The following is a 26,351-nucleotide window of genomic DNA, read 5'->3' on the forward strand; positions in this document are numbered from 1 at the left end:
CGCCGCCCATCTGGCCCAGGCCCGCCGTTCCCACGCCGCCCGACTGCGACATCGACCCGGTGTCGGCGTAGGCCGCCTGCTGGCGGGGAATGAACTCGGCGTCGCTGTAGCGGGTGTCGAGTTCGTCGAGGTCATAGGCGTCCTCGGGACGACGCATCACGTCCTGAATGCGCGCAAGGTCGTCATTGTCGTCGGCATCGACAGAAACCACATAGTCCCCATTCTGAAGGGCTTGCTGGTAGGTACGGGCGTCCTCATCGGGGAGCCCGAGGTCATGGAGGCGATCCAGAAGGCCGTTGTCATAGCCCTGATCGCTCGAGGTGGACAGACCGGCGTCGGTCGGGTCGGGGAGGATGGTGATGTTGTGGCGACCGACGCCGAGTTGCTCGAGATCCCTCCGGACCAGGTCGGCGACTTCGGCGGTTCGGTAGATGGCTGTCACAGCACGTTGCATGGTGTGGCTCCTGTAAGGTCCGGCAGGCCAGGCTGTCGGGACAAATGTCCCTGCCTCCCGCAAGAGTGTCATTCGCGGGCACAACACCTAGACCGCCGGGCGGTTTCATCGGCCGGTGCGATTACGTTCAGGCAAGGCATGGCGGAACGCCGGCCTAGGCCTGTCTCCGCCGACGGCATGGCCGGTTTCACCGCGCTGCGGCCCTGCCCCATGCAACTGATCCGGAACCTGGGGCCACGGACGACATTGTGCGTCCGTGAGGCCGGAGCATGCAGTTCCGGCGATAGAAGGAGATCGACCTTGGCAAACGGACCGCAAGACTACCGCGACCCGAAGGTGACCACGACGGAGCGGAGCAGCTCCATGGGCTGGCTCTGGTGGGTGCTCGGAGCGATCGTCCTGCTGCTCCTGTTGGGATGGCTTCTTGGCCTGTTCGGCGCCGATGACGAAGCTGCAGCTGTGACCGACCCCGCTGCTGCGACCGAGGAAACCACCACGACCGGAGGAGCGACGGCGACCGACGGGGCCGCCACGACCGGTGCAGCGACCCCGACCGACGGAGCGGCTGCCACGGACGGGGCGACAGCCACGGACGGCGCGACCGCCACCGATGGAGCCGCCACCACCGGTACGGCGACCGATGGCACCGCCACCGGTACCGCCACCGACGCGACCGAATAAGCGATCACGGTCAGGGGTTCCACGAACCCCCCAACCGCGCCATCATTTCCGATGGCGCGGTCATGTCCACGGATGCCCGACCCGTCCGGCGAGGCAGGCCTCCCGCGGGGTCGGACACGAACCATCGAACCAAGGCCACGACGTATGCGTCCGCGGCCGCTTGGCGAACGGGTTCGGAAACCTGTAGAAAACTCAGCGAGCGACCTTGGCCCGGTCACGCGGCGTCAGAGCGCCTCAGGCGTGGCGCGCGGCCGATCGGGGGAACTCGAGTAGCGGCGGAGACGTCCTCCGAGGCGTCCCCGGATGGCGAGCTGACTAAGCCCCTATCCTTGGGCCGACATAGCTTCGATCCCACTCATCGCGTCGCGTTCGTCGGCGATCTTCATCCCGAGCCGTGCGCCGTCCAGCACAATAGGGACACTAGGCGGCTGCCGATCAATCAGACGAGCGTCGTCCGGCTGGAGAGCAGGAATATGGGCTCAACCTTCGAGTTTAACGTGAAATCGCACGATGTTTGCCGGATGGCCATGTCAGAATTCCCCGCCAACTCAGGTGACGGCAAAGCCCTGCCTGCCTCCGTCTGGAACAAGACGGCCCGCTATGCGCTTACAGCCCGGTGACCAGCCCTAGCGTCGCCATGAGGGCTGATCATCGTTGGGACCGACATGGACCCCGGCATCCGAGACGGAGAGTGGGCGCCTGCCTCCCGTGGGTCGAGGCGGCCAGCTTTCGAGTGTGTTGACCACAAATCCCGAGAGGGTCCATGACCGTTTTGCACGACTGTCCCCACTTTGAGCAGCTTGCCTCGGTCATGCGACCGCGCATCATTCCCCGGATGAGGCTCGTCAAGGCCGGGGGGGCTGGTACCTGGTCCGCGTCGGGCGCCGGGACGCAGACGTCAGCCTCTGCAGACGGCATGCCCTTTCCCGAGTCCGCTAGCGTCGAGGAGTTCCCGGCATGAGCGGGGCCGCCCTGTCCCTTGAAAACGACCCGGGCCCAGTGGTCGCTTCGACGCCTATCGGCACGGTGCCGGTCGCGATCACCATCAACGGCGAGCAGCACCGGCTGTCGCTGGAACCCTGGGTGACGCTTCTCGATCTCCTGCGCGAGCGGCTTCACCTCACGGGGAGCAAGAAGGGCTGCGACCACGGCCAGTGCGGGGCCTGCACGGTGCTGATCGACGGCCGGCGGATGAACTCCTGCCTCAAGCTCGCAGTGACGCTGGACGGGTCCGAGATCACCACCATCGAGGGGCTGGGCCAGCCGGGAAACCTTCACCCTCTTCAGGCAGCCTTCATCGAGCACGACGCCTTCCAGTGCGGCTACTGCACGCCGGGTCAGATCTGTTCAGCCGAAGGCCTGATCCGAGAGGGACACGCCCGCACGCGCGACGAGGTCCGCGAACAGATGAGCGGCAATCTCTGCCGCTGCGGTGCCTACACCAACATCGCGGACGCGATCCTCGAGATTCTGGAAACGGAGGAGCGGGCATGATCCGTTTCGACTATGCCCGCCCGACCGACTTGGCCGAGGCGGTGCGAGAGGGTTCGGGCGAGCAGGTAGCCTACCTTGCTGGCGGCACCAACCTCGTGGACCTCATGAAGGAGAATGTCGCGAGGCCGACCCGCGTGGTGGACATCACCCGTCTGCCCCTGGCCGACATCCAAGAGACCGAGGCGGGCGGCCTCCGGCTTGGCGCTCTCGCGACCAACACCGAGACGGCTTACGACGAACGAGTTCGGGCCCGCTATCCGCTGCTGTCCTCCGCAATCCTGGCGGGGGCGACGGCGCAGTTGCGCAACGCCGCCACCAATGGGGGCAACATCAACCAAAGGACGCGGTGCTACTACTTCTATGACGTCGGCACCCCTTGCAACAAGCGGGCCCCCGGTCAGGGCTGCGGCGCGTTGGGCGAGGTGAACCGCATCCATGCGATCCTGGGCACCAGCCCCCAATGCATTGCGACGCACCCGTCCGACATGGCCGTGGCCTTGGCCGCCCTCAAGGCCGAGGTCCGGGTGACTGGCGCCGAAGGGGATCGCGTCATTCCCTTCTCGGACTATCACCGTCTACCCAGCGATGAGCCCTGGCGCGACAATACGCTTCGACCCGGCGAGTTGGTGACGGGCATCGACCTCCCACCGGAGGAGTTCAGCACGAACTACAGCTACCTCAAGCTGCGCGACCGCTTGTCCTACGCGTTTGCGCTGGTCTCGGTCGCCGTCGCCATGCGACTGGAAGAGAACCGGATCGCCGAGGTGCGCATCGCCCTCGGGGGCGTCGCGCACAAGCCTTGGCGCCGCGAGGAGGCCGAGGACATCCTCCTGGGCGTCTCGCCGGACCGGGAAGCCTTTGGTCGGGCGGCGGAGGTGCTGCTCGACGGCGCGAAGGGCCAAGGCGCAAACGACTTCAAGATCCCGATGGCGCGCAAGGCAATCGTTCGCGCGCTGGAGCAGGCGGCCGCGGGCACGCCACAATCCCAGACCGACAAGCGCATCGCCTGAGAAGGAGCGGACCCATGCCCGACACCCGCCACGAACCCATCCGGGTCGGCATCGGCACCCCGCTCGACCGGGTGGACGGCCCTGACAAGGTCACGGGTCAGGCCCATTATGCGGCCGAATACGCGGTTCCGAACATGCTCTATGGGGTGATCGTCTCGGGCCGGATCGCACGCGGCCGGATCACCGGCATCGACGAGACGGCCGCGAGGGCCGTGCCGGGCGTGGTCGAGGTGCTGACCCATCGCAACCGCCCGAGCACCCCCTGGCTCGACCGCAACTACAAGGACGAGCTCAACATCCCCGGCGATCCCTTCCGGGCCTTGGAAAGCGAGCATATCCTGTTCAGTGGCCAGCCCGTCGCGCTGGTCCTCGCCGAAACCTTCGAAGCCGCCCGCTTCGCGGCGAGCCTCGTGGATGTCAGCTATGAGGCCGCCGCGCACAATATCGACTTTGAGGCGTCCCTGGCCGAACGGTTTCTCCCGTCGAAGAAGCGCAACAGCTATCACCCGCCCAAGAACCATGGTGACGCCGATGCAGCCTTCGCGGCGGCCGAGCTGAAACACGAAGCCCGCTATCACCTCGCCACCGAGCATCACAATCCCATGGAGATGCACGCGACGACGGTGGACTGGCACGGCGACGGCACGCTCACGGTTTATGACAAGAACCAGGGCTCGCAGGGGGTCCAGAGCTACCTGTGCAACATCTTCGGGTTCTCGAAGAAGGAGCTGCGGGTGGTGAACGCCTTTGTCGGCGGCGCCTTCGGCTCGGGCCTGCGCCCGCAGTATCAGGTCTACCTTGCGGTGATGGCGGCCAAGCACACGCAACGCTCGGTCCGGGTGGTCATGACCCGCCAGCAGATGTTCACGCATGCCCACCGCCCCGAAGCCGATTACACCATCCGGCTGGGGGCCGAGGCGACGGGCAAGCTGACCTCGATCGACGGAGACGCGACCACCTCCACCTCGCGCTTCGAGAACAACATGGAAGACATCGTGATCTGGGGCATGATCAACTACGCCAGCCCCAACATGAAGGGCGAATACTGCGTCGCCCCACGCGACACCTACACCTCGGCTGACATGCGCGCACCCGGCGCCGCGACCGGCATGACGCTGTTCGAGATCGCGATGGATGAGCTGGCCTACAAGGCCAAGGTCGATCCGCTCGACTTCCGGCTGCTCAACTACTCGGACATCGATGCGATGTACCGGACGCCGTTCACCAGCAAGGCGCTCCGCGAGGCCTATCGCGACGGCGCCGCCGCCTTTGGATGGGACAGCCGCTCGCCCGAGCCTCGGTCGATGAAGGAAGGACGGGAACTGATCGGCTGGGGGATGGCAACCGGCCTCTGGACCGCGGAGTTCGTCAAGACCAGCGCCAAGGCCAAGCTGACGGCTGATGGCCGGCTGGAGATCACGAGCGCGACCTCGGATATTGGCACCGGCACCGGGACAGTCCTGGTGCTGGTGGCGGCCGACACCCTCGGCCTGCCGCCGGACCGCATCAGCGTGAGGATCGGCGACAGCGACCTGCCGCACTCACCGGTTCAGGGCGGCTCCCGCGCAGCAGCCTCGGGTGGGGCGGCGGTGCAGCTGGCCTGCGAGGCCGTAGGCAAGCGCCTCCTGAAGGCCGCCGAAAAGGTGGACGGCCAGCCTCTGCACGCGGCGCGGTCTATCGAGGACGTGATCTTCGCGGACGGACGCATGATCCTGAAGAGCGACCCGTCCAAGGCGGTCAGCTGTGCCGATGCGATGCAGGCGGCCGGGCTTGAGGTCATCGAGGAGGAGCAGACAGCCCAACCGGGCTTGGCCGACCGCATCAGCCAGATGACCCGCTCGCGCAACGTCCACAGCGCCGTCTTCGCCGAGGTCCGCGTGGACGAGGAACTGGGCCAGATCCGCGTCACCCGCATCGTGAACGCGGTGGCGGCGGGACGGATCATCAACCCCAAGACGGCTCGCAGCCAGATCCTGGGGGGTGTCGTGATGGGCATGGGCATGGCCCTGCACGAAGAGACGCTGGGTGACAACAGGCTTGGGCGGTGGATGAACCACAACCTGGCCGAATACCACATCCCCGTGAACGCCGACGTGCATGACATCCAAGTCATCTTCGTGGACGAGCCGGACCCGGATGTGACGCCCTTGGGTGTCAAGGGCGTGGGCGAGATCGGGATCGTGAGCACCGCTGCGGCCATCGCCAACGCGATCTTCCACGCTACGGGCCAGCGGCATCGCAGCCTGCCGATCACGATCGACAAGCTGATCGGGACCTGACCTAGGGGTACGGCAGGCGGGTGCCCTGCGCCTTCCAGGGAACGGCCCATTGCAGATCAGGGCAAGACATCTGGGCCGCGCCATTGCAGCGCTGACGAACACTCCTGCCGGAACCTTTTCCGGCGGACGCGCTTGGCGCAGGAACGACTCTGGGACGGGAAAGCAACGATGGCATCGGGTCTGGTGGCCTTGCTGGACGACGTGGCGACCATCGCAAAGACAGCGGCGGCCAGCCTCGACGACGTCGCGGCGCAGGCCACCAAGGCCGGGGCCAAGGCGGCCGGGGTGGTCATCGACGACACCGCGGTCACGCCCCGCTACGTTACCGGCTTTTCCGCGGAACGGGAGTTGGCGGTCATCTGGCGGATCGCGATGGGATCGCTCCGCAACAAGATCGTCTTCCTGCTTCCCGGCGTGCTTCTCCTGAGCGAGTTCTGGCCCTGGCTCATCACGCCGCTCCTGATGCTGGGCGGAGCGTATCTATGCTTCGAAGGGGCGGAAAAGGTGGCCGATCTGCTGCGGCCCAAGGCCAAAGCCCATCGGCACGCGGCTGTCCAAGGCTCCACCTCCCAGGACATTGAGGACCAGATGGTCGCGGGCGCCGTCCGCACCGACCTGATCCTGTCGGCCGAGATCATGGTCATCTCCCTGTCGGCTATCCAGGCCCCGGATCTGCTGACGCGGGCCCTTGCGCTGGCGGCGGCCGGGCTGGCGATCACGGCCGGAGTCTATGGCGCGGTGGCCCTGATCGTGAAGGCTGACGACATCGGGGCGGCGCTGGCGCGTGGGCGGACCGGCTTGCTGCACCGCGTCGGCTGCGGGCTCGTGCGCGGGATGCCCAAGGTGCTGGCCGTCCTGAGCACGGCCGGCGTCCTCGCCATGCTCTGGGTAGGAGGAGGCTTTCTCATTCACGGGCTGGCAGAGTTCGGGATCGAGCGGCCCGACGAAGCCATCGAATTCGCGGCGGGTGCAGTGTCCGGTTCGGCAGCCCTGCACTGGATCGTCGTAGCCCTCGCCTCGGCGGTGGTGGGGCTAGCGACCGGGCTGCTGCTGCTTGCCGCAGTCAGGATCGTCCGGCCTGCGTGAGATGCGAGGCCGCGACAAGAATGACCGATGGTCCGAGGCCACCGAATTGCCTTGTCGAAGGACCGGGAGAGATGAGATCTGGGAGGCTCGCCGCCGCTCATGTTTGGTCGGTCGCCTTATGCTGTTAGTTTTCAATGAGCTTGGCGGTGGGCTGGTTCGCGGATGTTTGGGGGCTTGCGTGGTGCCATGGCCGCAGGGTGGGACATCGGGGGTTCCCTTGGCCAGGGCTCATGACTGCGACCAACTCCCGGCAGCACGCAGCAAAAACCCAGAAGCGGCCGGCGCGTCAGCCGAACCGCTTTCCGCCCTGGGAGCCCGGCCGACCGGCTAACTGGAAACCGAGTTCAGCGCAGGAACGTCGTGGAGCAGCGAGAACCGCCGAGATCGTTGGTTTGGAGCGTATCCTTCCTGCATAACCCATGCTCCTGGAGGATCGGCGCATAGCGCACTGGCCTAGTGGAACGCGTCTGGCACCGCATCACAGCTTGGGCAGACCTGACCGATTGCGTTCAGCGCCTTTCCTGTTGATCCTGCCCAAGGGAACCTCGGCGCATTCCGCCGAACCCCAACGCTACCAGCCATGCTGAAAAGGATCTCCGATGCCCCATGAACGCCATCTGGTGGTCTTCTCCGGAGCCGGTCTGTCGGCAGACAGCGGGATCGCGACGTTTCGTGGGTCCGATGGCTTGTGGGAGAACCACCGGATCGACGAGGTCTGCAACTACCTGACCTGGGAACGCCACCGCGACAGCGTACACCGCTTCTACAACGCCCGCCGCGTGGCCTTGGCCGAGGTGCAGCCGCATGCGATGCATCGGCTCTTGGCAAGCTGGCAGTCACGCTTCAAGACGACCCTCATCACCCAGAACATCGACGACCTGCTGGAGCGGGCGGGCGCCAGTGACGTGCTTCACGTCCACGGAGTGCTCACCCGGATGAGGTGCGAGGCCTGCGAGACCGTATGGGATATCGGGACGACAGCGTGGGATCCCTCAATGGACTGCTGCCCAGCCTGCGGATCGAAGGACAAGGTCAAGCCCGACGTGGTTTTCTTCAACGAGCCTGCCCCCCTTTACGAGCCCATGTGGGAGGTGTTGGGCTCCCTGCGCCGCGACGACGTTCTGGTCGTGATCGGAACGGACGGAGCCGTCGTCCCGATCGGCGGCATCGCCGAGCAGCTGAAATGCCGCAAGGTTCTCAACAACCTCGAGCCGGTCGCGCCCGAGAACTTCGTTCGCGGGATGGTCGCGCCGCGGCAGTTCGACCGCACGTTGTACAAGCCGGCCGCCAAGGCGGCGGGCGAGTTGGACGAGATCGTAACGGCTTGGATGGCGGCGTGGTCCGGGTCAGGGCTCTGAGTCCACCAACCGACTGATAGGCTCGGTAGGGCTTGGGAATCTGCTCGGGAACACCCCTGATCTGCTGAACGCTGCAGTTTCCGCTGGCCCCCGCCCACGCCGAGGCTGATTTCCCTACTCATTGCCTGAGCGGACGGGACACCACTGGATATTCGGTTAGCTGCAGGACCCAGCTATCCACCCAGATCAATGCTGCATTGCAGAAACAGGGCTTTCGCTGCCCCATTTCGGCCACATCTGGAGATCAAGTCTTCGCCCCGAACTTCCATCGGAACAGGTCATGCCTGGCATCCTGCCACCCGCCCGACGTCCTTGCCCTTTGCTCCTTTTGGGAGAGTCCGAGGACCTGACCGTCATTCGCTCGCACTTGCGCGGCCATTACCGCAGCCTTGGCGCCCGCTCGCGACGGCTCAGGTTCATGAGCGAGTTGTCGACCGAGGCCTTGGACCGCCTGGCCGACCGTGCCGAACCCGAGTTGCTGCTGGAACTGGTGGAGGATGGGTCCGTTCGGGCCGTGCTCGAAGCCTATGCGACCTCGCCGGGCCATGTCGAAGTCGCCATCTCCGTCGAGGACCCCTATCAGGGTCAGGGACTGGGACGAGCACTGTTCGAGGAAGGACTGGTGGTCCTGGCCGAGAGAGGCTTCAAGACCGCCGATCTGGTCTGCCTGCGGGAAAACACGGCTCTTTTGCGCCTTGTGTCCCAGGCGGGCGCCCGGATGCGCACCGAGGACGGCGAGGTGTACTCCGAGATCGAGCTTCACCGGGCTCTCGACCAGGTGCGTACTCCCGAGCCGCAGGTTCTGACGCCTGCCGTGCAGTGACGCGTACCCATTGCCCGACGCTGTCGGAAGGCTAACGGCCGAGTCGTCCAGGTCGCCGCGGCAGCTGTGGCTCAGGTCAGCGTAACGGCGTTGCCCAGCACAAGGCCGGGCAGATCCGCGAAGTCGTCAAAGTGGGCCGTGTGGAACAGTTCGCCTACGGGACGGCGCCTGTAGCCTCCGGTGAACAGCAGCAAGGGCAGACCGGCGGCCCGTGCCGTCTCCGCATCCACCTCTCCGTCGCCGACCGAAACGCAAGGTCCGCCACCCAGCCGCCGGCAGGCGAGCAGGAGTGGCGCCGGATCGGGTTTTCTTACTGCGAGGCTATCGCCGCCGACGATGGTGTCGAAGACGTCGATCAGCCCAAGGCTGTTCAGGATATCCCGCGCCGGGGCCTCCGACTTGTTGGTGCAAAGCGCAATGGCGCAGCCAGCCTTGCGGAGACGGTGCACCGCGGGGATGGCTCCCGGCATGGGCTGCGTCAGGGCCACGGGATCGGCGGCATAGTCGGCCTCGAAGGCTTCCGTCAGCCGCCTGTGCAACGCGGCGTCCGCCGGAAGGCCAACCGCTTCCATGATGCGGGACACCAGCGTGGGCACCCCGTTGCCGATGAAGCCGCGGACCGTGGCCAGAGGCAGTGGCTCGATGCCTTCGGCGCCGAGGAGCCGCGTGGCAACGGCGTGGAGGGCCGGTGCGCTGTCGATCAGCGTGCCATCCAAGTCGAAGATGATTGAAGGCGGGGTCATGTGGCGGTCCGAGCCCCCTCGGCGGCGGCGCGGATGGCGCGGATGTTGGTCCCATAAGGGGTCGGGTCCGCGACCGAGCCGCCCTTGAACACCGCCGATCCCGCCACCAGCACGTCCGCCCCGGCCCGCGCGACGAGAGGCGCCGTCACCGCGTCCACGCCACCATCCACCTCGATATGGATGGGGCGGTCGCCGATCATGGCCCGCAGGGCTTGGATCTTGGCCAGTTGGGACTGGATGAACCTCTGGCCCCCAAAGCCGGGATTCACGGTCATGACGCACACAAGGTCGACGTCATCGAGAAGATGACCCAGGGCATCGATTCCCGTGCCGGGATTGAGAGCGAGCCCGGCCTTGCAGCCGGCCGCCCGGACGGCCTGCAGGGTGCGGTGGACATGGGGGCCGGCCTCCAGATGCGTCGTGATGATGTCCGCTCCTGCCGTGGCGAAGGCGTCGATGTAGGCGTCCACGGGCGCGATCATCAGATGGACGTCCATGGTCCCCCGGATGTGAGGACGAAGGGCCCTGCACATCTGTGGTCCGAAGGTGATGTTGGGAACGAAATGTCCGTCCATCACGTCCACATGAACCCAGTCCGCACCCTGCCCTTCGACCGCCTCGCACTCCGCCCCGAAAGCGGCAAAGTCGGCGGCCAGGATCGAAGGGGCGATCTTGATGGATCGATCGAAGGTCATGGCATCTCCTTCAGGCTGTCCGGCCTGCACATCGGTCGGGTCCTGGAACGCCCAACGGCTTCTCAGGTCCCACCCTTGATGCCGCTCAGGGCGGCGGCGTCAAGCTGTCGATCCTGCGGCCGCGGAGCGTCCGCCCCGGCATGCATCGCATCGAGCGGCCTTGGTTGAAGGCGTGGCACCCTCGGCGTCGACCATGCGCGTCCGTTCACAAAGCGAAGGTCCGGCCAGATCATCCCTGTCACTCCGCGAAGCAGATCGAGCGATGTCGGGACAGAGCGTGCCTCTATCAAGAACAAGGCGCACAGGAACTAGGCAGCAGCCCGGACTGCTCATGCATTCTTGGCATCGCAGCATTGCGCGATGGCTGGGTTGTGCAACTGCAGCATCGAGACGATGTTCTACTCAACGACGGGCCATCCTCCTCCCGGCCTAGTCGCAACCTAATCGGAACGGCACCCCTACCTCCTCCCAGGGTGTGCTCATGCCGGACGGCGGCGACCCTCCTCCCTGGGAAGCCGCCGTTTCTTTTTGGCCGGGTCCGGTACAGGTCAGACGACCTGAAACGAGGCAGCCAACGGATCAAGTCCTCCCCGCAGGCGTCCGCGCCGAGCAAGCTTTTGGCCAACCCGATGCAGATTCGTCGAGTGCGTGCCGGGCACATCAGCGCCACGCCTTGACCGATCAAGCGGGCTGGCCAGTGTCCCAGCCCGGCCGCAGCTTCCTTCCCCAAGAATGGAGCAGACAGCGCTCTCCCCGCGCCAGAGACCAAGCATTGACGTCTCACCATCTCGGAGCCGACCGGAGGATGGTCCACCTGCAACGACACGGCATAACCCTGACTGCGTACGGTCAGGCTTGATCGTAGCTGTTTCGGGACGCTCAGGTCAGGCCGAGCACACGTCAGTGACGCGCAGGGCGGGGCATGCCAAGCTCAACGGAGTCCTACCTAGGGCGACGTGATCGGCGGGGGAGATCAGCGACAACTGCACACCCAGATGGCCCAGCCATCTCTGATTGCGGGAACCCTGCGCAGAACCAAGGGCGGTCCTGCGCAGGCTATAGCTTCTCAGTGGCACTGGCTGACCAGGTTCCCTTAACGGATCGCGTCGAGTGGCAGGTCGAACGGGTTGGGGAGCGGCGTCTCATCGGTCCGAGGGGGCAGCACCGGATGCGCGACCTGCGGCTGCTCTCCGGTAAGGCCGTTCAAGAAGGCAGTGATTGCGGCGATATCGGCCTCTGCCAGTTCAGTGCCGAGTTGCGCAGTGGCCATGATGTCCACGGCCTCCTCCAGCGACCAGACGGCACCCGAATGGAAGTAGGGCGGCGTAAGCGCCACGTTCCTGAGAGGGGCGGCCCTGAACACGTAGTCGTCCGCTGCTGTTTCGGTGACCTGGAATCGGCCTCGGTCACCTTCGGGGAGCACCTCGGCCCCAGGCCGCTCGACGACGCCGAAGGGGTAATAGTCGTGGCCGCCTACGTTGATACCGTTGTGGCAGGACGCGCAGCCTGCATCCATGAACAGACCGAGCCCCTGCTTCTGCTCGGCAGAAAGCGCCGCATCGTCGCCATTGAGCCAGCGGTCGAAAGCTGCCCCGGGCGTGACCAGGGTTTCCTCGAAGGCGGCGATGGCCGTCGCGAAGTTGGCAAAGCTTACCGGATCGACCTCGCCCGGGAAGGCTTGGATGAAGTGTTCCCGGTAGGCTTCCATCGAGTTCAGGGTGGCCACCACTTGGTCGGGAGTGTTGTTCATCTCGACCGCGGCCTGGACCGGCCCCATGGCCTGCTCCGCGAGGTCAGCGGCGCGCCCGTCCCAGAACTGGGCACCATTGAACAGCGCGTTGTAGACCGTGGGCGCGTTCCGCGGGCCCTTCTGCCAGCCATGCCCCACGGACGTCGGGAGCGCGTCCACACCACCCAAGCCTACGTTGTGACAGCTTTGGCAGGAGAACAGGCCCGAGGACGACATACGCGGATCGAAGAACAGCTTGGCCCCCAGTTCGCGCCGGGCGGCCTCTGCCTCATCAGCGGGCGGCGCGGCTGGGAGAACGACATCGAAGAGGTCCTGCGCGGCACGGCGCAGATCCTCGTCGGTTCCATAAGCCGGCACGACGTCATCGGAAGGGGTCGTCTCCTGACCTTGGGCGAATGCAACGCCAAACGACAAAACCAGCAAGGCCCCAAGGGGCACAGCGATTCTGGACATGATGAGACCTTTCCATGGCCGCCGGATATGCTGGTTCCAGTCGGCCTTCACGGTAATGCGATCAAACCTCCGGCCTATCTTCCAGTCAAGCGAAGCGACGCAACGTCACCCCGTGGGCTTCCCTGGACGTTAGTGAAGCTTGGCACTGGCTGCCAGCTCAGGAGATCGCAGGCCAAGTAAGCGACCGGCGCTCGGTCCTCCGTGCCTCGGCGCTTGGCCGACATGTCTCCAGGCCTACAAACTCATTCCTCGTCGGGGGCGCGGTCCAGCACGCGGCGGATGGTGTCCGCTCCGAAGCCCGCGCGCACCATCGCAGCCGCCTCCTTGCGCCAAAGCTTGGACCGCTCGGACCAGTCCTCCGGGACGGCCCTGGTCCGGTAGGGACCGAACCTCCGCTTTCGGGCAAAGACGTCGGCCGCCTCCGCCTCTGCCGCCCGGAGCAGGTCGCTTCCCTCCGGGTCTGTCTCCTCGGGGTCTACCATCTCACGGGCCGCTTCGAGAAGAGCGCCGCGCGCGGTATCCTGCTCCACGCCCTTCCGCGCGAGATCCTGGAGAATGCGCCGTGCCCCCCGACCCGAGGACAGGGCCGTTCGCGCCTTCATCTCGGCGTATCGGGCATCCTGGATGATGCCCGCCTCCTGCAGGCGCGCGATCTCTGCATCGATCAAGGCAAGGGCCGTGGCGCGTTCCTCGGCGGCTACCTCGGGGGCGAGCGACCGCAGCCGGCGCAGGAGCCTGCGTTCGAGCACGTCCCGGAGCATCTGGGCGCTGCTTTCGCGCTGGCCCACGTAGTGTTCGGCTATGTTCCTGATCCGCGCCGCGGTGAGTGGCTTGGCCGCCGCAGGCCCTTGCGACGGCTTGGTTGCGTCGCGTGGATCGGGCTGATCGCCGCGTGGTGGGAAGCGAGGAGCCATGGGAATAGGCGCCGTCGCGACCGCTAGGACCGATCCATCCTGTGCAGGCCCGGTGGCGACCCCGCGGCTCCCCTGCCTGCGATGTCCTCGATCCAAGTCAGGCCCTTTGCAGCCTGCGGGAGGCCGACCGTCGGAATAGCAAGGATGGCGACATGCCTCAGCTCCTCGGGATGCAGCCCATCGGCCAGCGCGCGGCGGACATGAGAGTGCACCGCGCCCTCGGACTGGGCACCAACGGCAAGCGCAAGCTTGACCAGCCGGGCCGTGCGCCGATCAAGCGGACCAGCCTCGGCACAAGCCTTGCCCAGCGCGGCGTAAGCAGCCCACACTTCCGGAAACGCCTGCGCCACTTCGCTGGCGCCTGAGGGAAGCTCTTCAGGAGCGATGGTCATTGGAGGGCCTCCGTTGCTGTCGGCCAAGGCAGCCGACCCGACCTGCGGCAGCAACCGTGACGGGCGAGGTGTGGTTCCGGCCGAACGGCGGGAGGCCCCGGCAAGGACTGGGGACGCAGCGGATCATTCTGCAGACCGGTCCTGCTTGTCCGGGCCGCTGGATGGACTGCGATCTTACCGGGCGGACGGCGTGGGCCCCGAAAGGCCCGGGGATAGCTGCACTATCCGCACCCTCAGCCTGAGGTACAACCCACTCACCCTAACCAACAGGCTGATCAAGCAGGGTCAAGTTGTCACACGGTTGTAACGGAAGCTACTCGATCAGGCAAAACCTCTTGTCGATGCTGTTTCTGTCCGAGATGGTCGCGAAGAAGCCCCTGACATCTCCCGTGAGACCATCACCGTGTCCCCATTGCTCGCCATCCTGGCCGACGACTTGACCGGGGCGCTCGACTCCGCGGCTCCCTTCGCTGGGCGCGGGATGCGGGTCATGGTCGCCCTCTCGCCAGCCGCGACCGCGGCGGCCTGCGCGCAAGGTTGTCCTGTGGTGGCGATCAGCACCCAGTCGCGCGAGTTGTCACCAGTGGACGCCCAGTCAGCAGTGGCCAGGGCCGTTGCGACGCTCCCGCCGGGAACCCGCCTTTTCAAGAAGATCGACTCGCGCCTTAAGGGCCATATCGAGGCCGAGCTTTCGGCGCTTGACGTTACACGCGCGTTGGTCATTCCAGCGATCGTGGACTTCGGTCGGGTCGTTAAGGACGGGGCCGTGACGGGGTTCGGCGTCACGGAGGCCATTCCCATCGCACCGCTGCTGGGCCGCTTCGCGGAGCGCAGCCGCATCCCGGATGTCGTCAGCCATGAGGCGATGCGGGCCGAATTGGACAAGGCCGACACAGGGGACCTGCTGGTCGGCGCGCGCGGGCTCGCAGAAGCCCTGTCGCGCCGGATGACGGGACGCGAGGAGGCGACCGCGCCCCCACTGGCCGGTCCGTCCGGCCTTATGGTGGTCGGGTCCCGCGACCCGATCACTCTGTCGCAGGTCGATGCCCTGCGATCCCTCGACGGCGTCCTTCACGTGCCGGCCCCGAACGGGACCTTCGATCCGCAGCAGGCCCTCGGATCGGCGGCCGACATCATTGTCGTTCAGGCGGTGCCGGGCGACCGTCCTCTCGCGCCCCATGTGGTCGCGGCCAACCTCGCGAAGCATCTCGCCCCGCTGGTGCCTGGGCGGTGCGACACGCTGGTCGTGACCGGTGGCGCGACGGCCGAGGCGGTCCTTGGGGTCATAGCAATCGACAGTCTGGAACTTCTGGGCGAATGCCTTCCAGGGCTCGCCGTCGGACGCGCGCTGGGACTGACCATCGTCGCCAAGTCCGGGGGCTTCGGCGAGGCCGGTGTGTTGGCCCGGGTTGCAGGCATGATCAGGGGGACACGCGAATGAGTTCGGCAACCGACGGCCTGGGACGCAAGAGCCTGGCCGACGTCGTCTTCGAGCGGATGCACAGGGCCATCAAGTCCGGAGCCTACAAGCCCGACGAACGCCTGCCGACCGAGCACGCCCTTTCGGCCGAGTTCGAGGTCTCACGCCCGATCGTGCGCGAGGCGCTGCGACGCCTGAGGGAACAGGGCCTGATCTATTCACGACAAGGCGCGGGCAGCTTCGTCAGGTCTATCGGGCTCAAGCAGCCTTTGGGCTTCGGCCAGCTCGAGAACGTGTCCGATCTGCTCAACTGCTACGAGTTCCGGCTCACCCTTGAACCCGAAGGGGCGGCCCTAGCGGCCGAACGGCACCGGCCCGCGACCCTGGCCGCCATCGAAGCGGCGCTCGAGCTTCTGCGCGATGCCACCAACCGGCAGTCGCACCGCGAGGATGCTGATTTCGAGTTCCATCTGGCCATCGCGATTGCGGCCGAGAACACGTATTTCTCGACCGCGCTCGAAGCGCTCAAGGACCACATCGCTGTGGGGATGCGGTTCCACGGCATCTCGGTCAAGCGGGACGCCGCAGGACTGTCCCGGGTCTTCGGCGAACATGCTGCCATCCACGCCGCGATTCATGCCCGCGATGGCACCCGCGCGCGCGAGTTGATGCGCGAGCACTTGGCCGGCTCGCGCGAGCGACTGTTCGAGCGTCGTCGGCCCGCCGAAGGCGAACCGGTCGCCGAGGAGGCTCAGAAGGCGGCCTTGTAGATGGCGAGGACGTCGCCTTCGGTCATCTCGCGCGGATTGTTGTTCATCAGGCGACGGATCCCATGGGCGTCGTGGGCAAAGCGGGACAGTTGATCCTGGGTGGCACCGTGGGCCCCAAGGCTCATCTCCACGCCCAATCGGGCGCAAAAGCCATGAGCAGCCTTGAGCAGATCGCCGTCCCTGGTCTGCTCCACAAGCCCGAGCGCCCTGACGACCTCGGCGGTCTTCTCGGCAGCCACGGGCTGGTTGTAGGCCAACACATGCGGGAAGATGATCGCGTTGGCGAGGCCATGCGGCAGGTGCAGCAGCGTCCCGAGCGGGTAGGCCAAGGCGTGACCGGCGGCGGTATTGACCGGGCCTAGGCAGATCCCGCCGTAGAAGGAGGCGAGCATCATCCCCTCCCGTGCCTCGGTGTCCGATCCGTCCGCGACGGCACGGGCAAGATAACGCCCCACAAGATCGATCCCCATGCGCGCGAAGCCGTCGATCACGGGATGGGCGTTCAGGTTGGTGAAGGCCTCTACGCAGTGGGCCATGGCGTCGATCCCGGTCGCCGCCGTCACTGCTGAAGGGACGGAGTAGGTCAGCTCCGGATCCAGCACGGCGATATCCGCGATGAGATGGGGGCTTTCCACCGCGATCTTGGCGCCGACGCCAGGATCGGTGATCAGGGAACGGATGCCCGCCTCGGAGCCCGTCCCGGCGGTCGTGGCCACCTGCGCCAGCCGGGTCCGCCGCCCCGCCACACGGTTCGGCCCCGCCACGTCCCGGAGGGTCTGCTCGCCGTCCCAGAGCGCCGCGACCAGCTTGGCCACGTCGAGGACCGAACCCCCGCCAAGCCCGACGACGAGGTCGGGTCGCGCCTCCCGCGCGGCAGCCAAGGCGGCCTCGAAGGTCGGGATGTCGGGCTCACCGGGAATGGCGTCGAAGACAGAGACCTGCCCCTTGAGGCCAAGCCGGTCAACGAAGCCCGAGGTGTGCGGGGTCGCCAGGACGAAGATGCGCTGCGCATCCTCGGCCCAGGCCCCGACGCGCCCCGAAGCTCCTGCGCCGATCTCGAGCCGCTTGGGCTGGTGCAGGGTGATGATGCGGGATTGGGACATCGCGGGCTCCCCCTTCAGAGCGCTTCGAGACGGGCCATCTCGGCCCAGACCTTCTCGCGCTCGGGTTCGGAGAGCGGCGTGAAGGGCGGATGGATGTTGAGCCAGCCCAGGTCGTCGCGCCGCCGGGCGAGCATCGCCTTGACGGTGGGCAGCTGGACATAGGCGTTGGTCAGGTTGCGCCAAGCTACGATGGTGTCCTGCGCGGCCTTGACCTCCTCGGCCTTGGAGGGGTCGTTCCAGTGGTCGTAGACGATCCGCAACTCGCGCGCGACGACGTTGGACGAGGCGGTGATGCACCCTGCCCCGCCCGACTGGAGCACCGGCAGGAGAAGCGGGTCCGCCCCGGCCAGCACACCGAACCCCGGAAAACGGGCCGACATGGCTTGCATGTTCTCGATCTTACCGTCGCTGTCCTTGATGCCGACGACCGTGTCGGGGAACGCCTCGAGCAGCATGGCGATCAGCGAATGGCTGATCGGAACGCCGGTCAGCATGGGGATGTGGTAGAGCAGGACCCGAAGCCGGTCGTCCGCTACCCCCTCGATGACGCGGGCGTAGAAGCGGAACAGCCCTTCGTCCGAAAAGGCCGTGTAGTAGAAAGGCGGCAGCATCACGACGCCCTTGACGCCCGCCTGCACGGCATGGCGGGTCAGTTCGATCGCATCCGTCACCGCGTTGGTCGAGGTGCCCGGAAGGAGCGCCTCGCCTGGCACGCCGGCCTCCAGCGCAGCCTCCAGCAGGTCCATCCGCTCGCGGAGGCCGAAGCTGCTGGCTTCGCCGGTGGAGCCGAGGAGCGCGACGCCGTGGCAACCCTCCTCCAGCAGCGCCCTGGCATGGGCGCCGAACAGGCGGAGATCCGGGGTGCCGTCCTCCTTGAGCGGCGTGGCGGCGGCGCAGTAGACGCCCTGGATGGCAAAGCTCATTGGGCGCGTCCTCCGCTGACCAGCCTGCGGGCGTAGGCGATGGCCGAGTTCATGTTGCCGTGGTTGGCGATGCCCTTGCCCGCGATGTCGAAGGCCGTGCCGTGATCGACAGAGGTGCGGTCAATCGGCAGCTCCACCGAGACGTTCACCGCCGTGTCGAAGGCCACCAGCTTGATCGGGATGTGCCCCTGGTCGTGGTACTGCGCGACCACGAGGTCGAAACCGCCGCCATAGGCGCGATGGAACACCGTATCGGCCGAGATCGGGCCCGCTGCGTCGATCCCTTCGGCCCGTGCCGCCGCGACCGCCGGGGCGATGCGCTCGTCGTCCTCGGTCCCGAACAGGCCATTCTCGCCGCAATGGGGATTGATCCCCGCGACGGCGATGCGAGGCGCAGGGATGCCGATGCGCTTGAGATGCGCGTTCCCGGCGCGGATCGTGGCCAGCACCCGCTCGGTCGTGGATCGCTCGATGGCGTCCTTGAGCGAGACATGGGTGGACACGTGGATGACCTTGAGCCGCTCGGAGGCCAGCAGCATGTAGGCGGCTTTGGACCCGGTCAGCGACCGCAGCATCCCCGTGTGGCCGTCGTAGTGGTGGCCGGCGGCGTTCAGCGCCTCCTTGTTGATGGGGGCGGTGACGATGCAGCCGATGACGCCCGCCTCCGCATCGCGCACGGCCTTTTCGATGAAGCGGAAGGCTGCGTCGCCCGCCACGGGAGAGAGTTGGCCCCAAGGCAGGGGTGCGCCCTCGACCGCCAGGTCGACCACATGCCCAGTCAGGTCGATGTCGATCCCCAGGGCCGTCCGGGCGGCCTCGAGGGTGGGCAGGTTGCCGTAGATCCGGGTCCGGGCGCGGTCGCCCTCGCCCATCTCGGCCAGCGCTCTGACGCAGATTTCGGGGCCGACCCCGGCCGGGTCGCCCATGGTGATGCCGATGACGTCGCTCATGACAAGCCTCCGGTTGCGTGCTGCCATCCGGGCGCGAGGCGGACGTATTTGATCGCGCGGCGGTGGTAGGTGTAGGCGATGTGAAGCGTCCCATCCGGCCCTTCGAGGAGCCAGGGATAGGACATCTCCTTGTTCCGGCCATCGGTGGAGTCGTTCGAGGTGCAGGTGCCGGGACCATCCTCGATCACGATCCGCCGCGGAAAGCTGCGCCCCCCGTCCGTGGACAGGCAGACCGCGACCGGCGCGCGCGGCACGCCCCAGACGGGCACGCAGCCGCCGGTCGGGTCGGCGTCCGGCCGGGCGTCGTCCTCGCCCAACTCGTCATAGAGCGAGGCCCGCCGGTCCGACGACGTCGCGGCTGACGACGGATTGCAGATCATAGCAACCTCGCCCGAGGCGAGCCGGATGGCCGCAATGGACGAGTTGTTGTTGGGAACGTCGGTCAGCTCGGGCGCCGACCAGCGACGCCCGCCATCCAAGCTCTCGGACCGGTGGACGAAGTCGGCCTGGCGGCGGCGGTAGAAGGCGGCGTAACGGCCCTCCCCCAGCGCCACGGGGCTCATATGGACCGAACCGATGGAGTCGGGCACCTCCTCCAGCGCCCAGGTCTCTCCCCCATCGGTCGAGACCCCGACCGCTGCGACGTCATGGCTGCCGTTCCACTTCTGCCCTGGCCGCTGGATGCAGCGGAAGATGGGCAGGAGCCAAGCGCCATCCGCCCTCACCACCACCGGGGCGCGGATGAAGCAGCCAAGCGGCAGGTCGAGGAAACGTCCCTCCTGCGACGAGATCAGCGTCGGGTCAGCCGGATCGCGGGTCAGGCGGGCCATGCGGATCTGGCACTCGTCCTGATTGCCCGAGGGCTGGGCCGTGTGGAACAGCCACATCCCGCCGTCGGGCGCGGTGAAGATCACCGGGTTCTGCTCGGACCGATGCGGGTCGCCGCTGAGCGGCTGGGCCGGCCCCCAGGTTATGGCTCCTTCGGGCAGGATGGATGCGTGAACCGAGATATCGGATTTGCCCTCCAGCGTGCCACCGAACCAGGCGCAGATCAGGGCGCCGTCGGGCAGTTGGGAAAGGAAGGCGGCATGGTTCTGGATCTTTGACGAGGGCAGGAAGGCCTCATGCCGACTAGGCGCGGTTTCGCGGAGGTCGCCGGTCATCGCTGTGGCGATAGCCTCTGGGTCCATAGCCGTCTCCTCCTACGCTGGACAGGACCCACGATCACGTCGCTTGCTATGTTGTCAAGTTGAACTTTGGAAGTTTCGCAGCGCTACAGAAGCTCCACGAACGATTATCAGAACGAATTCAGTGTTTTATTATCCAACCTCTAGAAAGACCAGGCCATGCAAGGCGAATGCGTTGACAAGATAACCTTACTGCCTCATGGTTGGACTGCCGGGCATGGAGGATGACCGGAGCGGAGGAGCATGTGACCGGAGACTTCGGACGATCTGCGCCGATGGCCCTTGCTCTGGGCTGGAACGCCGCCGTCGCGAAGCACGCGGCCGAGGCCGCTGGCGTGGTCCGGGCGCCCGCTCAGGCCCTCCGGCCCCTCGTCATCGGCTTCTCCAGTCAGTCGAGGGGTGTCCTGGGCGTTCTGCCTTGGATCGTGCTCTGGCCATGCGGGCTGCGGTTGGCCGGACCGTCGCACCTGCAGCGTCCTGAAGCCGCTCCGACACCCGCAGCCCACCACTCAGGCGCCCCCGCTTTCTGCCCTGCAACCCTGGAACGCACCAGAGCTGTGGTCACAAACCCTGCCCTTCGTGCAAGCGCCTTTCGGCGTGGACGGAATGGCACCGCGGCCCCGGCGTCCAGCTGGCCCAAGTCGCGCATGCAGGCGCGCATGGACGTCCAGCCGCTTTCCCGCGCACCTGTCCCGGGCTGTGTCAACGACAGCATGGTGGCCGGATCCAGCATCTGGCCAGGCGGGACCGTGAACGGCGCTCGTGGCCTCGCGGACCACCGCGCCCAACAATGAGCTTCAATCGTCAACTGGGAGGAAGACACATGTTCGGAAAGGTGATGACCTGGGGGGCCCTGCTGCTCGCCACAAGCCTGACGCCCGCCTGGGCACAGGACGACAAGGCCGTGACCATCGTTCTCAACGAGGAAGTGGACGTGATGGAGCCGTGCATGGCCACGCGCTCCAACATCGGCCGGGTGATCCTGGGCAACATCAACGAGACCCTGACCGAGCTCGACGTGCGCGGTGACCAGGGCCTGATGCCCAAGCTCGCCGAATCCTGGGAGCAGATGGAGGACGGCAGCTGGCGTTTCAACCTGCGCCAAGGCGTCACCTTCTCGGACGGCAGCACCTTCGACGCGCAGGATGTGAAGCACTCGTTCGACCGGGTCTTCGACCCCTCCATTACCTGCGAGGCAGCCCGTTACTTCGGCGGCATGACGGTCACGGCCAATGTCGTGGATGATCAGACCATCGACTTCGTGGTGGACCCGGTCCAGCCGATCCTGCCGCTGCTGCTGTCGCTCATCACCATCGTTCCGGCGGAGACCCCCATCGAGTTCGTGCGCGACCCGATCGGCACCGGCCCCTACGCCCTGACCGAATGGAGCCCCGGCCAGCAGATCGTTCTGACCCGCCGCGACGACTACTGGGGCGAGGCTCCAGAGGTGACGCAGGCGACCTACGTGGTCCGCACGGACCCCGCCGTGCGCGCGGCTATGGTCGATGCGGGCGAGGCCGACATCGCGCCCACCATCTCGCAGGATGACGCTACTAACGCGGCCACGGATTTCTCCTACCTGAACTCCGAAACCGTCTATCTCCGGCTCGACGCCTCCCAGGCGCCGATCGACGACATCCGGGTCCGTCGGGCGTTGAACATGGCCATCGACCGCGAGGCCTTCATCGGCACCCTGGTCCCGGAGAACGCGCTTCTGGCCACCGCGATCTACCCGCCGACGACCCAGGGCTGGAACCCGGACGTGCCTGTGCCGACCTACGATCCCGAAGGCGCCCAGGCGCTCCTCGAGGAGGCGCGCGCCGACGGCGTCCTGGTGGATACGCCGATCACCATCTTCGCCCGCACCGCGAACTTCCCGAACGTCACCGAGGTGATGGAAGCGATCCAGCAGATGCTGCAGGAGGCGGGCTTCACCGTCGAGCTACAGATGGTCGAGGTGGCCGAGCACGAGGTCTACTACTCCAAGCCTTACCCGACCGACCGCGGCGTCTATATCATCGCCGCGATGCACGACAACCGCATGGGCGACCCGAGCTTCTCGGCCTACTTCAAGTACCATTCCGAAGGCCGCCAGTCCGGCATCGCCGACCCCAAGGTGGACGACCTGATCACCCGCGCGTCGGCCGCCACGGGCGAGGAGCGCAACAAGCTCTGGTCCGAGCTGCAGGCCTATGTCCACGACGAGGTCGCGGCGGACATCCTGCTGTTCCACATGGTGGGCTTCGCCCGCGTGGCCGAGCGCATCGACTGGACGCCCACCATCGCGACCAACTCGCAGCTCCAGCTGTCCGAGATCGGCTTCAAGGAATGACGCCCAAGGCGCGGGGGGAGCGTCCCCCCGCGCCACCTTATGCTAGGGACGCCCCACCATGCTGACGTTCATCCGAAAGCGCTCCATGGCCAGCCTCATCTCGCTGGTGGGGCTCGTCGTTCTGGTGTTCTTCCTGTCGCGGCTGACGGGCGATCCCACCGACCTTTACCTGCCCATCGACGCCAGCGACGAGATGCGGGCCCAGTTCCGCGAGCTTTACGGCCTGGACGATCCGCTGATCGTGCAGTTCGGCCGCTACGTGGGTAACCTGGTCCAGCTCGACTTCGGCGAGTCCATCCGCAAGGCCCGCCCGGCCATCGACGTGGTGCTCGAGGCCTTCGTCTGGACGCTCCAGCTCGCGCTCATCACCATGGCGCTCGTGACCGTGGCGGCCGTGGTCGTGGGCTCGCTCGCCGCCTTCCGCGTCGGGGGCTTCTTCGACCGGGTCTCGGGCATCCTGTCCCTGGTCGCGGCCTCGGCGCCCGATTTCTGGATCGCCATCGTCGCGATCGTCGTCTTCGCCGTGGGCCTGGGCTGGCTGCCGACCTCGGGCACCGGCACGGTCTGGCACTGGATCCTGCCCATCGCCGTCCTGTTCATCCGGCCCTTCGGGCTGATCGTGCAGGTCGTGCGCGGGTCGATGATCAGCACCCTCTCCTCGGCCTATGTGAAGACGGCCCGCGCCAAGGGCGTGCGGACCCGGTCGATCATCTTCGTCCACGCGCTGCGGAACGCCATGCTGCCCGTCATCACCGTCATCGGCGACCAGGCGGCCTCGCTCCTGAACGGCGCGGTCGTGATCGAGACGATTTTCGGCTTCCCGGGCGTGGGCAAGCTCATGATCGACTCCATCCTCCAGCGCGACTTCACCGTGGTGCTCGCCTCGATCATCGTGACGGCCCTGGCGATCTTCGTGATGAACCTCCTGATCGACCTGGCCTACGCGGCCCTCGATCCCCGCATCCGCCATTAGGGAGCATCGCGATGAGCAACGTGCCCGCCATGACCGAGGCGACGCCCCTTCCCGACGAGCCGAGCGCGCTGCGCCGGTTCCTGCGGATGCTCTGGGCCGACAAGTTCGCCCTCGCCGCCCTGATCTTCCTTGTCGTCGTCGTCCTCATGGCGCTGCTCGGGCCGGTCCTCCTGGGAGACGTCGCGCAGAAGCAGAACCTGCGCGGGCGCAACGCGCCGCCCTTTGAATGGGACCGCGGCTGGCTCTGGTGGATGGGGGCGGACTCCCTGGGGCGGCCGCTGCTGGCCCGGATCATCGTGGCGGCGCGCAACACCATGACGGTGGCCGCCGGGGCCGTGATCTTCTCGGCGCTGATCGGCACGACGCTGGGCCTGATCGCCGGCTATGCCTCCCGCCGGGTCGGCGAGGCCATCATGCGGGTCGCGGACGTCATCATGTCGTTCCCCTCGCTCCTCTTGGCCGTCATCGTCCTCTACATTCTTGGGCCATCGGTCACCAATGTGGTGATCGTGCTCGCGATCACCCGCATCCCCGTCTACCTGCGCACCACCCGGGCCGAGGTGCTGGAGATCCGCGAGCGGATGTTCGTCTCGGCCGCGCGCGTCATGGGCGCCTCGCCGCGCCGGATCGTCCTGCGCCACATCCTGCCCGTGGTGCTGCCCACGCTGATGACCATCGCGACGCTCGACTTTGCCTATGTGATGCTCGCCGAAAGCGCGCTGTCCTTCCTGGGCATCGGCATCCAGCCGCCCGAGATCACCTGGGGCCTGATGATCGCCCAGGGCAAGGAACACCTGACTCGCGCCTGGTGGCTGTCCTTCTGGCCGGGGCTGGCCATCATCCTGACCACGCTGTCGCTGAACTTGCTGTCGAACTGGATGCGTATCGCTCTCGATCCGACGCAGCGGTGGCGCCTTGAAATGAGGGGACGCTCCCATGGCTGACCACCTGCTCGAGGTCCGGAACCTTTCGGTCGAGTTCCACACGGCGGGCGGCGTCGTGAAAGCCGTCAAGAACGTGAGCTGGCACGTCGAGCGCGGCGAGACGCTGGCCATCCTGGGCGAGTCCGGCTCGGGCAAGTCAGTCTCGACCTCCGCGATCCTGGACCTGATCGACATGCCGCCGGGGCGCATCACCTCGGGCGAGATCCGCTTCGATGGTCGCGACCTGCTCAAGCTCGGCTCGGCCGAGCGGCGCGACATCAATGGCCGCCGGATCGCGATGATCTTCCAGGACCCGCTCAGCCACCTGAACCCGGTCTACACGGTCGGCTGGCAGATCGTGGAGACCATGACGGCCCATGGCCTGCCCCGGTCCAAGGCCCAGTCCGAGGCGCTGCGGCTCGTCACGCGGGTCGGCATCCCCAACCCGTCGGACGCGTTGCGCAAGTATCCGCACGAGTTCTCGGGCGGGCAGCGCCAGCGCCTGATGATCGCCATGGCGCTGGCCATGAAGCCCGATGTCCTCATCGCCGACGAGCCCACCACCGCTCTCGACGTCACCGTGCAGGCCGAGGTGCTGGCCCTCCTCAAGGAACTTCAGCGCGAGACCGGGATGGGCGTGGTCATCATCACCCACGACTTGGGCGTCGTGGCCGAGATCGCCGACCGGGTCGTCGTGATGAACGCCGGCGAGATCGTAGAGGCCGGGATCGCGCGCGAGGTCTACCACAATCCCCGGCACCCCTACACGCGCAAGCTGATCGGCGCCGCGCCGGGCAAGGGCGAGATGCACGACCCGCTGCCGCGCGCGGAGCCGGTCCTCAAGGTTCGCGGCGTCGCAAAGACCTATGGAACCTTCAAGGCCCTCGACGGCGTAGGCTTTGACCTCATGGCCGGGGAAACGCTGGCCATCGTGGGCGAAAGCGGATCGGGCAAGTCCACGCTGGCCCGCATCCTGCTTCGCCTGGACGAACCCGACGCCGGTGAGGCGCTCTGGAAGGGCCGCGACCTGTTCCGCCTGTCCCCGGCCGAGTTGTTCGCCCTGCGGCGCGACCTCCAGATGGTGTTCCAAGACCCCACCCAGTCGCTCAACCCACGCATGACGGTGTTCCAGCTCATCACCGAGGCCTGGATCATCCACCCCGAGATCCTGCCCAAGGCCCAGTGGCGGACCCGGGTGGCCGATCTGCTGGCCCAGGTGGGGCTCCGGCCCGAGCATGCCAACCGCTACCCCCACCAGTTCTCGGGCGGTCAGCGCCAGCGCATCGCCATCGCCCGGGCCCTCGCGCTCGAGCCCGAGCTCATCATCTGCGACGAGGCGGTCTCGGCGCTCGACGTGTCCGTGCAGGCCCAGGTGATCGAACTGCTCAACAAGCTGCGCCGGGAGATGGGCATCGCGTTCATCTTCATCGCCCACGACCTGCCCGTCGTCCGCGACTTTGCCGACCATGTCATGGTCATGCAGAAGGGGCGCGTCGTGGAGTACGGAACGGTGCAGCAGGTGTTCGATGCGCCTCGACAGCCCTACACGCAGGCGCTGCTCGCGGCGGGCCTCGACCCTGATCCCGACGTACAGGCCGCCCGACGGGCCGAGCGACTTGAACGTCGCCCGGCCTGACG

The 26,351-nt window shown here is 66.7% G+C and carries 23 protein-coding genes; 13 read left to right on the forward strand and 10 right to left on the reverse strand.

Features of this window, described 5'->3' with window-relative positions; genetic code table 11:
* On the reverse strand, window positions 1-454 hold a 454-nt coding region (locus tag FHG66_RS11695), incomplete at its 3' end, for a general stress protein (RefSeq protein WP_218013831.1).
* Window positions 455-754: 300 nt separating this feature from the next.
* On the opposite strand from FHG66_RS11695, the gene FHG66_RS21590 reads away from it, so the two are divergent.
* From FHG66_RS21590 to FHG66_RS11730, 7 genes are all read left to right on the forward strand, one after another.
* Complete coding sequence (locus FHG66_RS21590) at window positions 755-1,135, forward strand: hypothetical protein (protein WP_176556223.1); 381 nt, start codon at window positions 755-757, stop codon at window positions 1,133-1,135.
* A gap of 1,026 nt (window positions 1,136-2,161) precedes the next feature.
* A complete protein-coding gene (locus tag FHG66_RS11705; RefSeq protein ID WP_246082575.1) occupies window positions 2,162-2,629 on the forward strand; it encodes a (2Fe-2S)-binding protein in 468 nt (155 codons plus the stop codon).
* Entirely contained in the window at window positions 2,626-3,639 is a 1,014-nt protein-coding gene (locus FHG66_RS11710) for an FAD binding domain-containing protein (protein ID WP_139076957.1), read from the forward strand. Before FHG66_RS11705 ends, FHG66_RS11710 begins: the two co-directional genes overlap by 4 nt.
* A gap of 14 nt (window positions 3,640-3,653) precedes the next feature.
* Entirely contained in the window at window positions 3,654-5,918 is a 2,265-nt protein-coding gene (locus FHG66_RS11715; protein WP_139076959.1) for a xanthine dehydrogenase family protein molybdopterin-binding subunit, read from the forward strand.
* A 168-nt stretch (window positions 5,919-6,086) separates the two neighbouring features.
* Entirely contained in the window at window positions 6,087-7,004 is a 918-nt protein-coding gene (locus tag FHG66_RS11720; protein ID WP_139076961.1) for a DUF808 domain-containing protein, read from the forward strand.
* 599 nt (window positions 7,005-7,603) lie between these two features.
* A complete protein-coding gene (locus FHG66_RS11725) occupies window positions 7,604-8,362 on the forward strand; it encodes an SIR2 family NAD-dependent protein deacylase (RefSeq protein WP_139076963.1) in 759 nt (252 codons plus the stop codon).
* Between the two features lie 280 nt (window positions 8,363-8,642).
* Window positions 8,643-9,185 (forward strand): GNAT family N-acetyltransferase, encoded by a 543-nt coding sequence (locus tag FHG66_RS11730; protein ID WP_139076965.1) that lies wholly within the window; start codon window positions 8,643-8,645, stop codon window positions 9,183-9,185.
* A gap of 71 nt (window positions 9,186-9,256) precedes the next feature.
* On the opposite strand, the gene gph is transcribed toward FHG66_RS11730, so the two are convergent.
* The 5 genes from gph to FHG66_RS11755 form a co-directional block, all read right to left on the reverse strand.
* Window positions 9,257-9,928 carry a phosphoglycolate phosphatase gene (gene gph / locus FHG66_RS11735; RefSeq protein ID WP_139076967.1) on the reverse strand — a complete coding sequence of 224 codons (672 nt, stop codon included), beginning with the start codon at window positions 9,926-9,928 and terminating at the stop codon, window positions 9,257-9,259.
* Complete coding sequence (gene rpe, locus FHG66_RS11740) at window positions 9,925-10,623, reverse strand: ribulose-phosphate 3-epimerase (protein WP_139076969.1); 699 nt, start codon at window positions 10,621-10,623, stop codon at window positions 9,925-9,927. Before rpe ends, gph begins: the two co-directional genes overlap by 4 nt.
* A gap of 1,093 nt (window positions 10,624-11,716) precedes the next feature.
* Entirely contained in the window at window positions 11,717-12,826 is a 1,110-nt protein-coding gene (locus FHG66_RS11745) for a cytochrome-c peroxidase (protein WP_139076971.1), read from the reverse strand.
* Window positions 12,827-13,068: 242 nt separating this feature from the next.
* A complete protein-coding gene (locus FHG66_RS11750) occupies window positions 13,069-13,740 on the reverse strand; it encodes a regulatory protein RecX (protein WP_139076973.1) in 672 nt (223 codons plus the stop codon).
* Between the two features lie 23 nt (window positions 13,741-13,763).
* Complete coding sequence (locus FHG66_RS11755; RefSeq protein ID WP_139076975.1) at window positions 13,764-14,132, reverse strand: carboxymuconolactone decarboxylase family protein; 369 nt, start codon at window positions 14,130-14,132, stop codon at window positions 13,764-13,766.
* A gap of 403 nt (window positions 14,133-14,535) precedes the next feature.
* On the opposite strand from FHG66_RS11755, the gene FHG66_RS11760 reads away from it, so the two are divergent.
* Window positions 14,536-15,573, forward strand: coding sequence for a four-carbon acid sugar kinase family protein (locus tag FHG66_RS11760; protein ID WP_218013832.1), 1,038 nt, complete (start codon window positions 14,536-14,538; stop codon window positions 15,571-15,573).
* Complete coding sequence (locus FHG66_RS11765; protein WP_139076977.1) at window positions 15,570-16,322, forward strand: FadR/GntR family transcriptional regulator; 753 nt, start codon at window positions 15,570-15,572, stop codon at window positions 16,320-16,322. Before FHG66_RS11760 ends, FHG66_RS11765 begins: the two co-directional genes overlap by 4 nt.
* On the opposite strand, the gene FHG66_RS11770 is transcribed toward FHG66_RS11765, so the two are convergent.
* From FHG66_RS11770 to FHG66_RS11785, 4 genes are read right to left on the reverse strand one after another with little or no spacing between them, the layout of a single operon-like run.
* Window positions 16,304-17,425, reverse strand: a complete 1,122-nt coding sequence (locus FHG66_RS11770) for an iron-containing alcohol dehydrogenase (RefSeq protein ID WP_176556224.1) — start codon at window positions 17,423-17,425, stop codon at window positions 16,304-16,306. The genes FHG66_RS11765 and FHG66_RS11770 overlap by 19 nt on opposite strands.
* 14 nt (window positions 17,426-17,439) lie before the next feature.
* Window positions 17,440-18,348, reverse strand: coding sequence for a dihydrodipicolinate synthase family protein (locus FHG66_RS11775; RefSeq protein WP_139076979.1), 909 nt, complete (start codon window positions 18,346-18,348; stop codon window positions 17,440-17,442).
* On the reverse strand, window positions 18,345-19,298 hold the full coding sequence (gene pdxA, locus FHG66_RS11780; protein ID WP_139076981.1) for a 4-hydroxythreonine-4-phosphate dehydrogenase PdxA: 954 nt from the start codon (window positions 19,296-19,298) through the stop codon (window positions 18,345-18,347). The genes FHG66_RS11775 and pdxA overlap by 4 nt, the downstream gene beginning before the upstream one ends.
* A complete protein-coding gene (locus tag FHG66_RS11785; protein ID WP_139076983.1) occupies window positions 19,295-20,488 on the reverse strand; it encodes a sialidase family protein in 1,194 nt (397 codons plus the stop codon). Before FHG66_RS11785 ends, pdxA begins: the two co-directional genes overlap by 4 nt.
* 820 nt (window positions 20,489-21,308) lie before the next feature.
* Between FHG66_RS11785 and FHG66_RS11790 the strand changes: the two genes are divergently transcribed.
* Genes FHG66_RS11790 through FHG66_RS11805 form a run of 4 tightly spaced genes read left to right on the forward strand, consistent with a single transcriptional unit; the run spans window position 21,309 to window position 26,349 of the window.
* Window positions 21,309-22,817: an ABC transporter substrate-binding protein gene (locus FHG66_RS11790; RefSeq protein WP_139076985.1), complete on the forward strand. Its 1,509-nt coding sequence runs from the start codon at window positions 21,309-21,311 to the stop codon at window positions 22,815-22,817.
* Between the two features lie 58 nt (window positions 22,818-22,875).
* On the forward strand, window positions 22,876-23,790 hold the full coding sequence (locus tag FHG66_RS11795; RefSeq protein ID WP_139076986.1) for an ABC transporter permease: 915 nt from the start codon (window positions 22,876-22,878) through the stop codon (window positions 23,788-23,790).
* Window positions 23,791-23,801: 11 nt separating this feature from the next.
* Window positions 23,802-24,734: an ABC transporter permease gene (locus tag FHG66_RS11800; RefSeq protein ID WP_246082569.1), complete on the forward strand. Its 933-nt coding sequence runs from the start codon at window positions 23,802-23,804 to the stop codon at window positions 24,732-24,734.
* Window positions 24,727-26,349 (forward strand): ABC transporter ATP-binding protein, encoded by a 1,623-nt coding sequence (locus FHG66_RS11805; protein WP_139076988.1) that lies wholly within the window; start codon window positions 24,727-24,729, stop codon window positions 26,347-26,349. Before FHG66_RS11800 ends, FHG66_RS11805 begins: the two co-directional genes overlap by 8 nt.
* Window positions 26,350-26,351: the final 2 nt, after the last annotated feature.

The sequence above is a fragment of the Rubellimicrobium rubrum genome, assembly GCF_006152115.1.
GTDB classification, from domain to species: domain Bacteria; phylum Pseudomonadota; class Alphaproteobacteria; order Rhodobacterales; family Rhodobacteraceae; genus Rubellimicrobium; species Rubellimicrobium rubrum.

Bases quoted from the DNA above. Each gene is read 5' to 3' on its own strand.
- FHG66_RS11745 (WP_139076971.1), bottom strand. From the start codon at position 12,826: ATGTCCAGAATCGCTGTGCCCCTTGGGGCCTTGCTGGTTTTGTCGTTT.
- FHG66_RS11800 (WP_246082569.1), top strand. From the start codon at position 23,802: ATGAGCAACGTGCCCGCCATGACCGAGGCGACGCCCCTTCCCGACGAG.
- FHG66_RS11765 (WP_139076977.1), top strand. From the start codon at position 15,570: ATGAGTTCGGCAACCGACGGCCTGGGACGCAAGAGCCTGGCCGACGTC.
- FHG66_RS11785 (WP_139076983.1), bottom strand. From the start codon at position 20,488: ATGGACCCAGAGGCTATCGCCACAGCGATGACCGGCGACCTCCGCGAA.
- rpe (WP_139076969.1), bottom strand. From the start codon at position 10,623: ATGACCTTCGATCGATCCATCAAGATCGCCCCTTCGATCCTGGCCGCC.
- FHG66_RS11775 (WP_139076979.1), bottom strand. From the start codon at position 18,348: ATGAGCTTTGCCATCCAGGGCGTCTACTGCGCCGCCGCCACGCCGCTC.
- gph (WP_139076967.1), bottom strand. From the start codon at position 9,928: ATGACCCCGCCTTCAATCATCTTCGACTTGGATGGCACGCTGATCGAC.
- FHG66_RS11720 (WP_139076961.1), top strand. From the start codon at position 6,087: ATGGCATCGGGTCTGGTGGCCTTGCTGGACGACGTGGCGACCATCGCA.
- pdxA (WP_139076981.1), bottom strand. From the start codon at position 19,298: ATGAGCGACGTCATCGGCATCACCATGGGCGACCCGGCCGGGGTCGGC.
- FHG66_RS11795 (WP_139076986.1), top strand. From the start codon at position 22,876: ATGCTGACGTTCATCCGAAAGCGCTCCATGGCCAGCCTCATCTCGCTG.
- FHG66_RS11710 (WP_139076957.1), top strand. From the start codon at position 2,626: ATGATCCGTTTCGACTATGCCCGCCCGACCGACTTGGCCGAGGCGGTG.
- FHG66_RS11790 (WP_139076985.1), top strand. From the start codon at position 21,309: ATGTTCGGAAAGGTGATGACCTGGGGGGCCCTGCTGCTCGCCACAAGC.
- FHG66_RS11725 (WP_139076963.1), top strand. From the start codon at position 7,604: ATGCCCCATGAACGCCATCTGGTGGTCTTCTCCGGAGCCGGTCTGTCG.
- FHG66_RS11750 (WP_139076973.1), bottom strand. From the start codon at position 13,740: ATGGCTCCTCGCTTCCCACCACGCGGCGATCAGCCCGATCCACGCGAC.
- FHG66_RS11715 (WP_139076959.1), top strand. From the start codon at position 3,654: ATGCCCGACACCCGCCACGAACCCATCCGGGTCGGCATCGGCACCCCG.
- FHG66_RS11755 (WP_139076975.1), bottom strand. From the start codon at position 14,132: ATGACCATCGCTCCTGAAGAGCTTCCCTCAGGCGCCAGCGAAGTGGCG.
- FHG66_RS11805 (WP_139076988.1), top strand. From the start codon at position 24,727: ATGGCTGACCACCTGCTCGAGGTCCGGAACCTTTCGGTCGAGTTCCAC.
- FHG66_RS11730 (WP_139076965.1), top strand. From the start codon at position 8,643: ATGCCTGGCATCCTGCCACCCGCCCGACGTCCTTGCCCTTTGCTCCTT.
- FHG66_RS11770 (WP_176556224.1), bottom strand. From the start codon at position 17,425: ATGTCCCAATCCCGCATCATCACCCTGCACCAGCCCAAGCGGCTCGAG.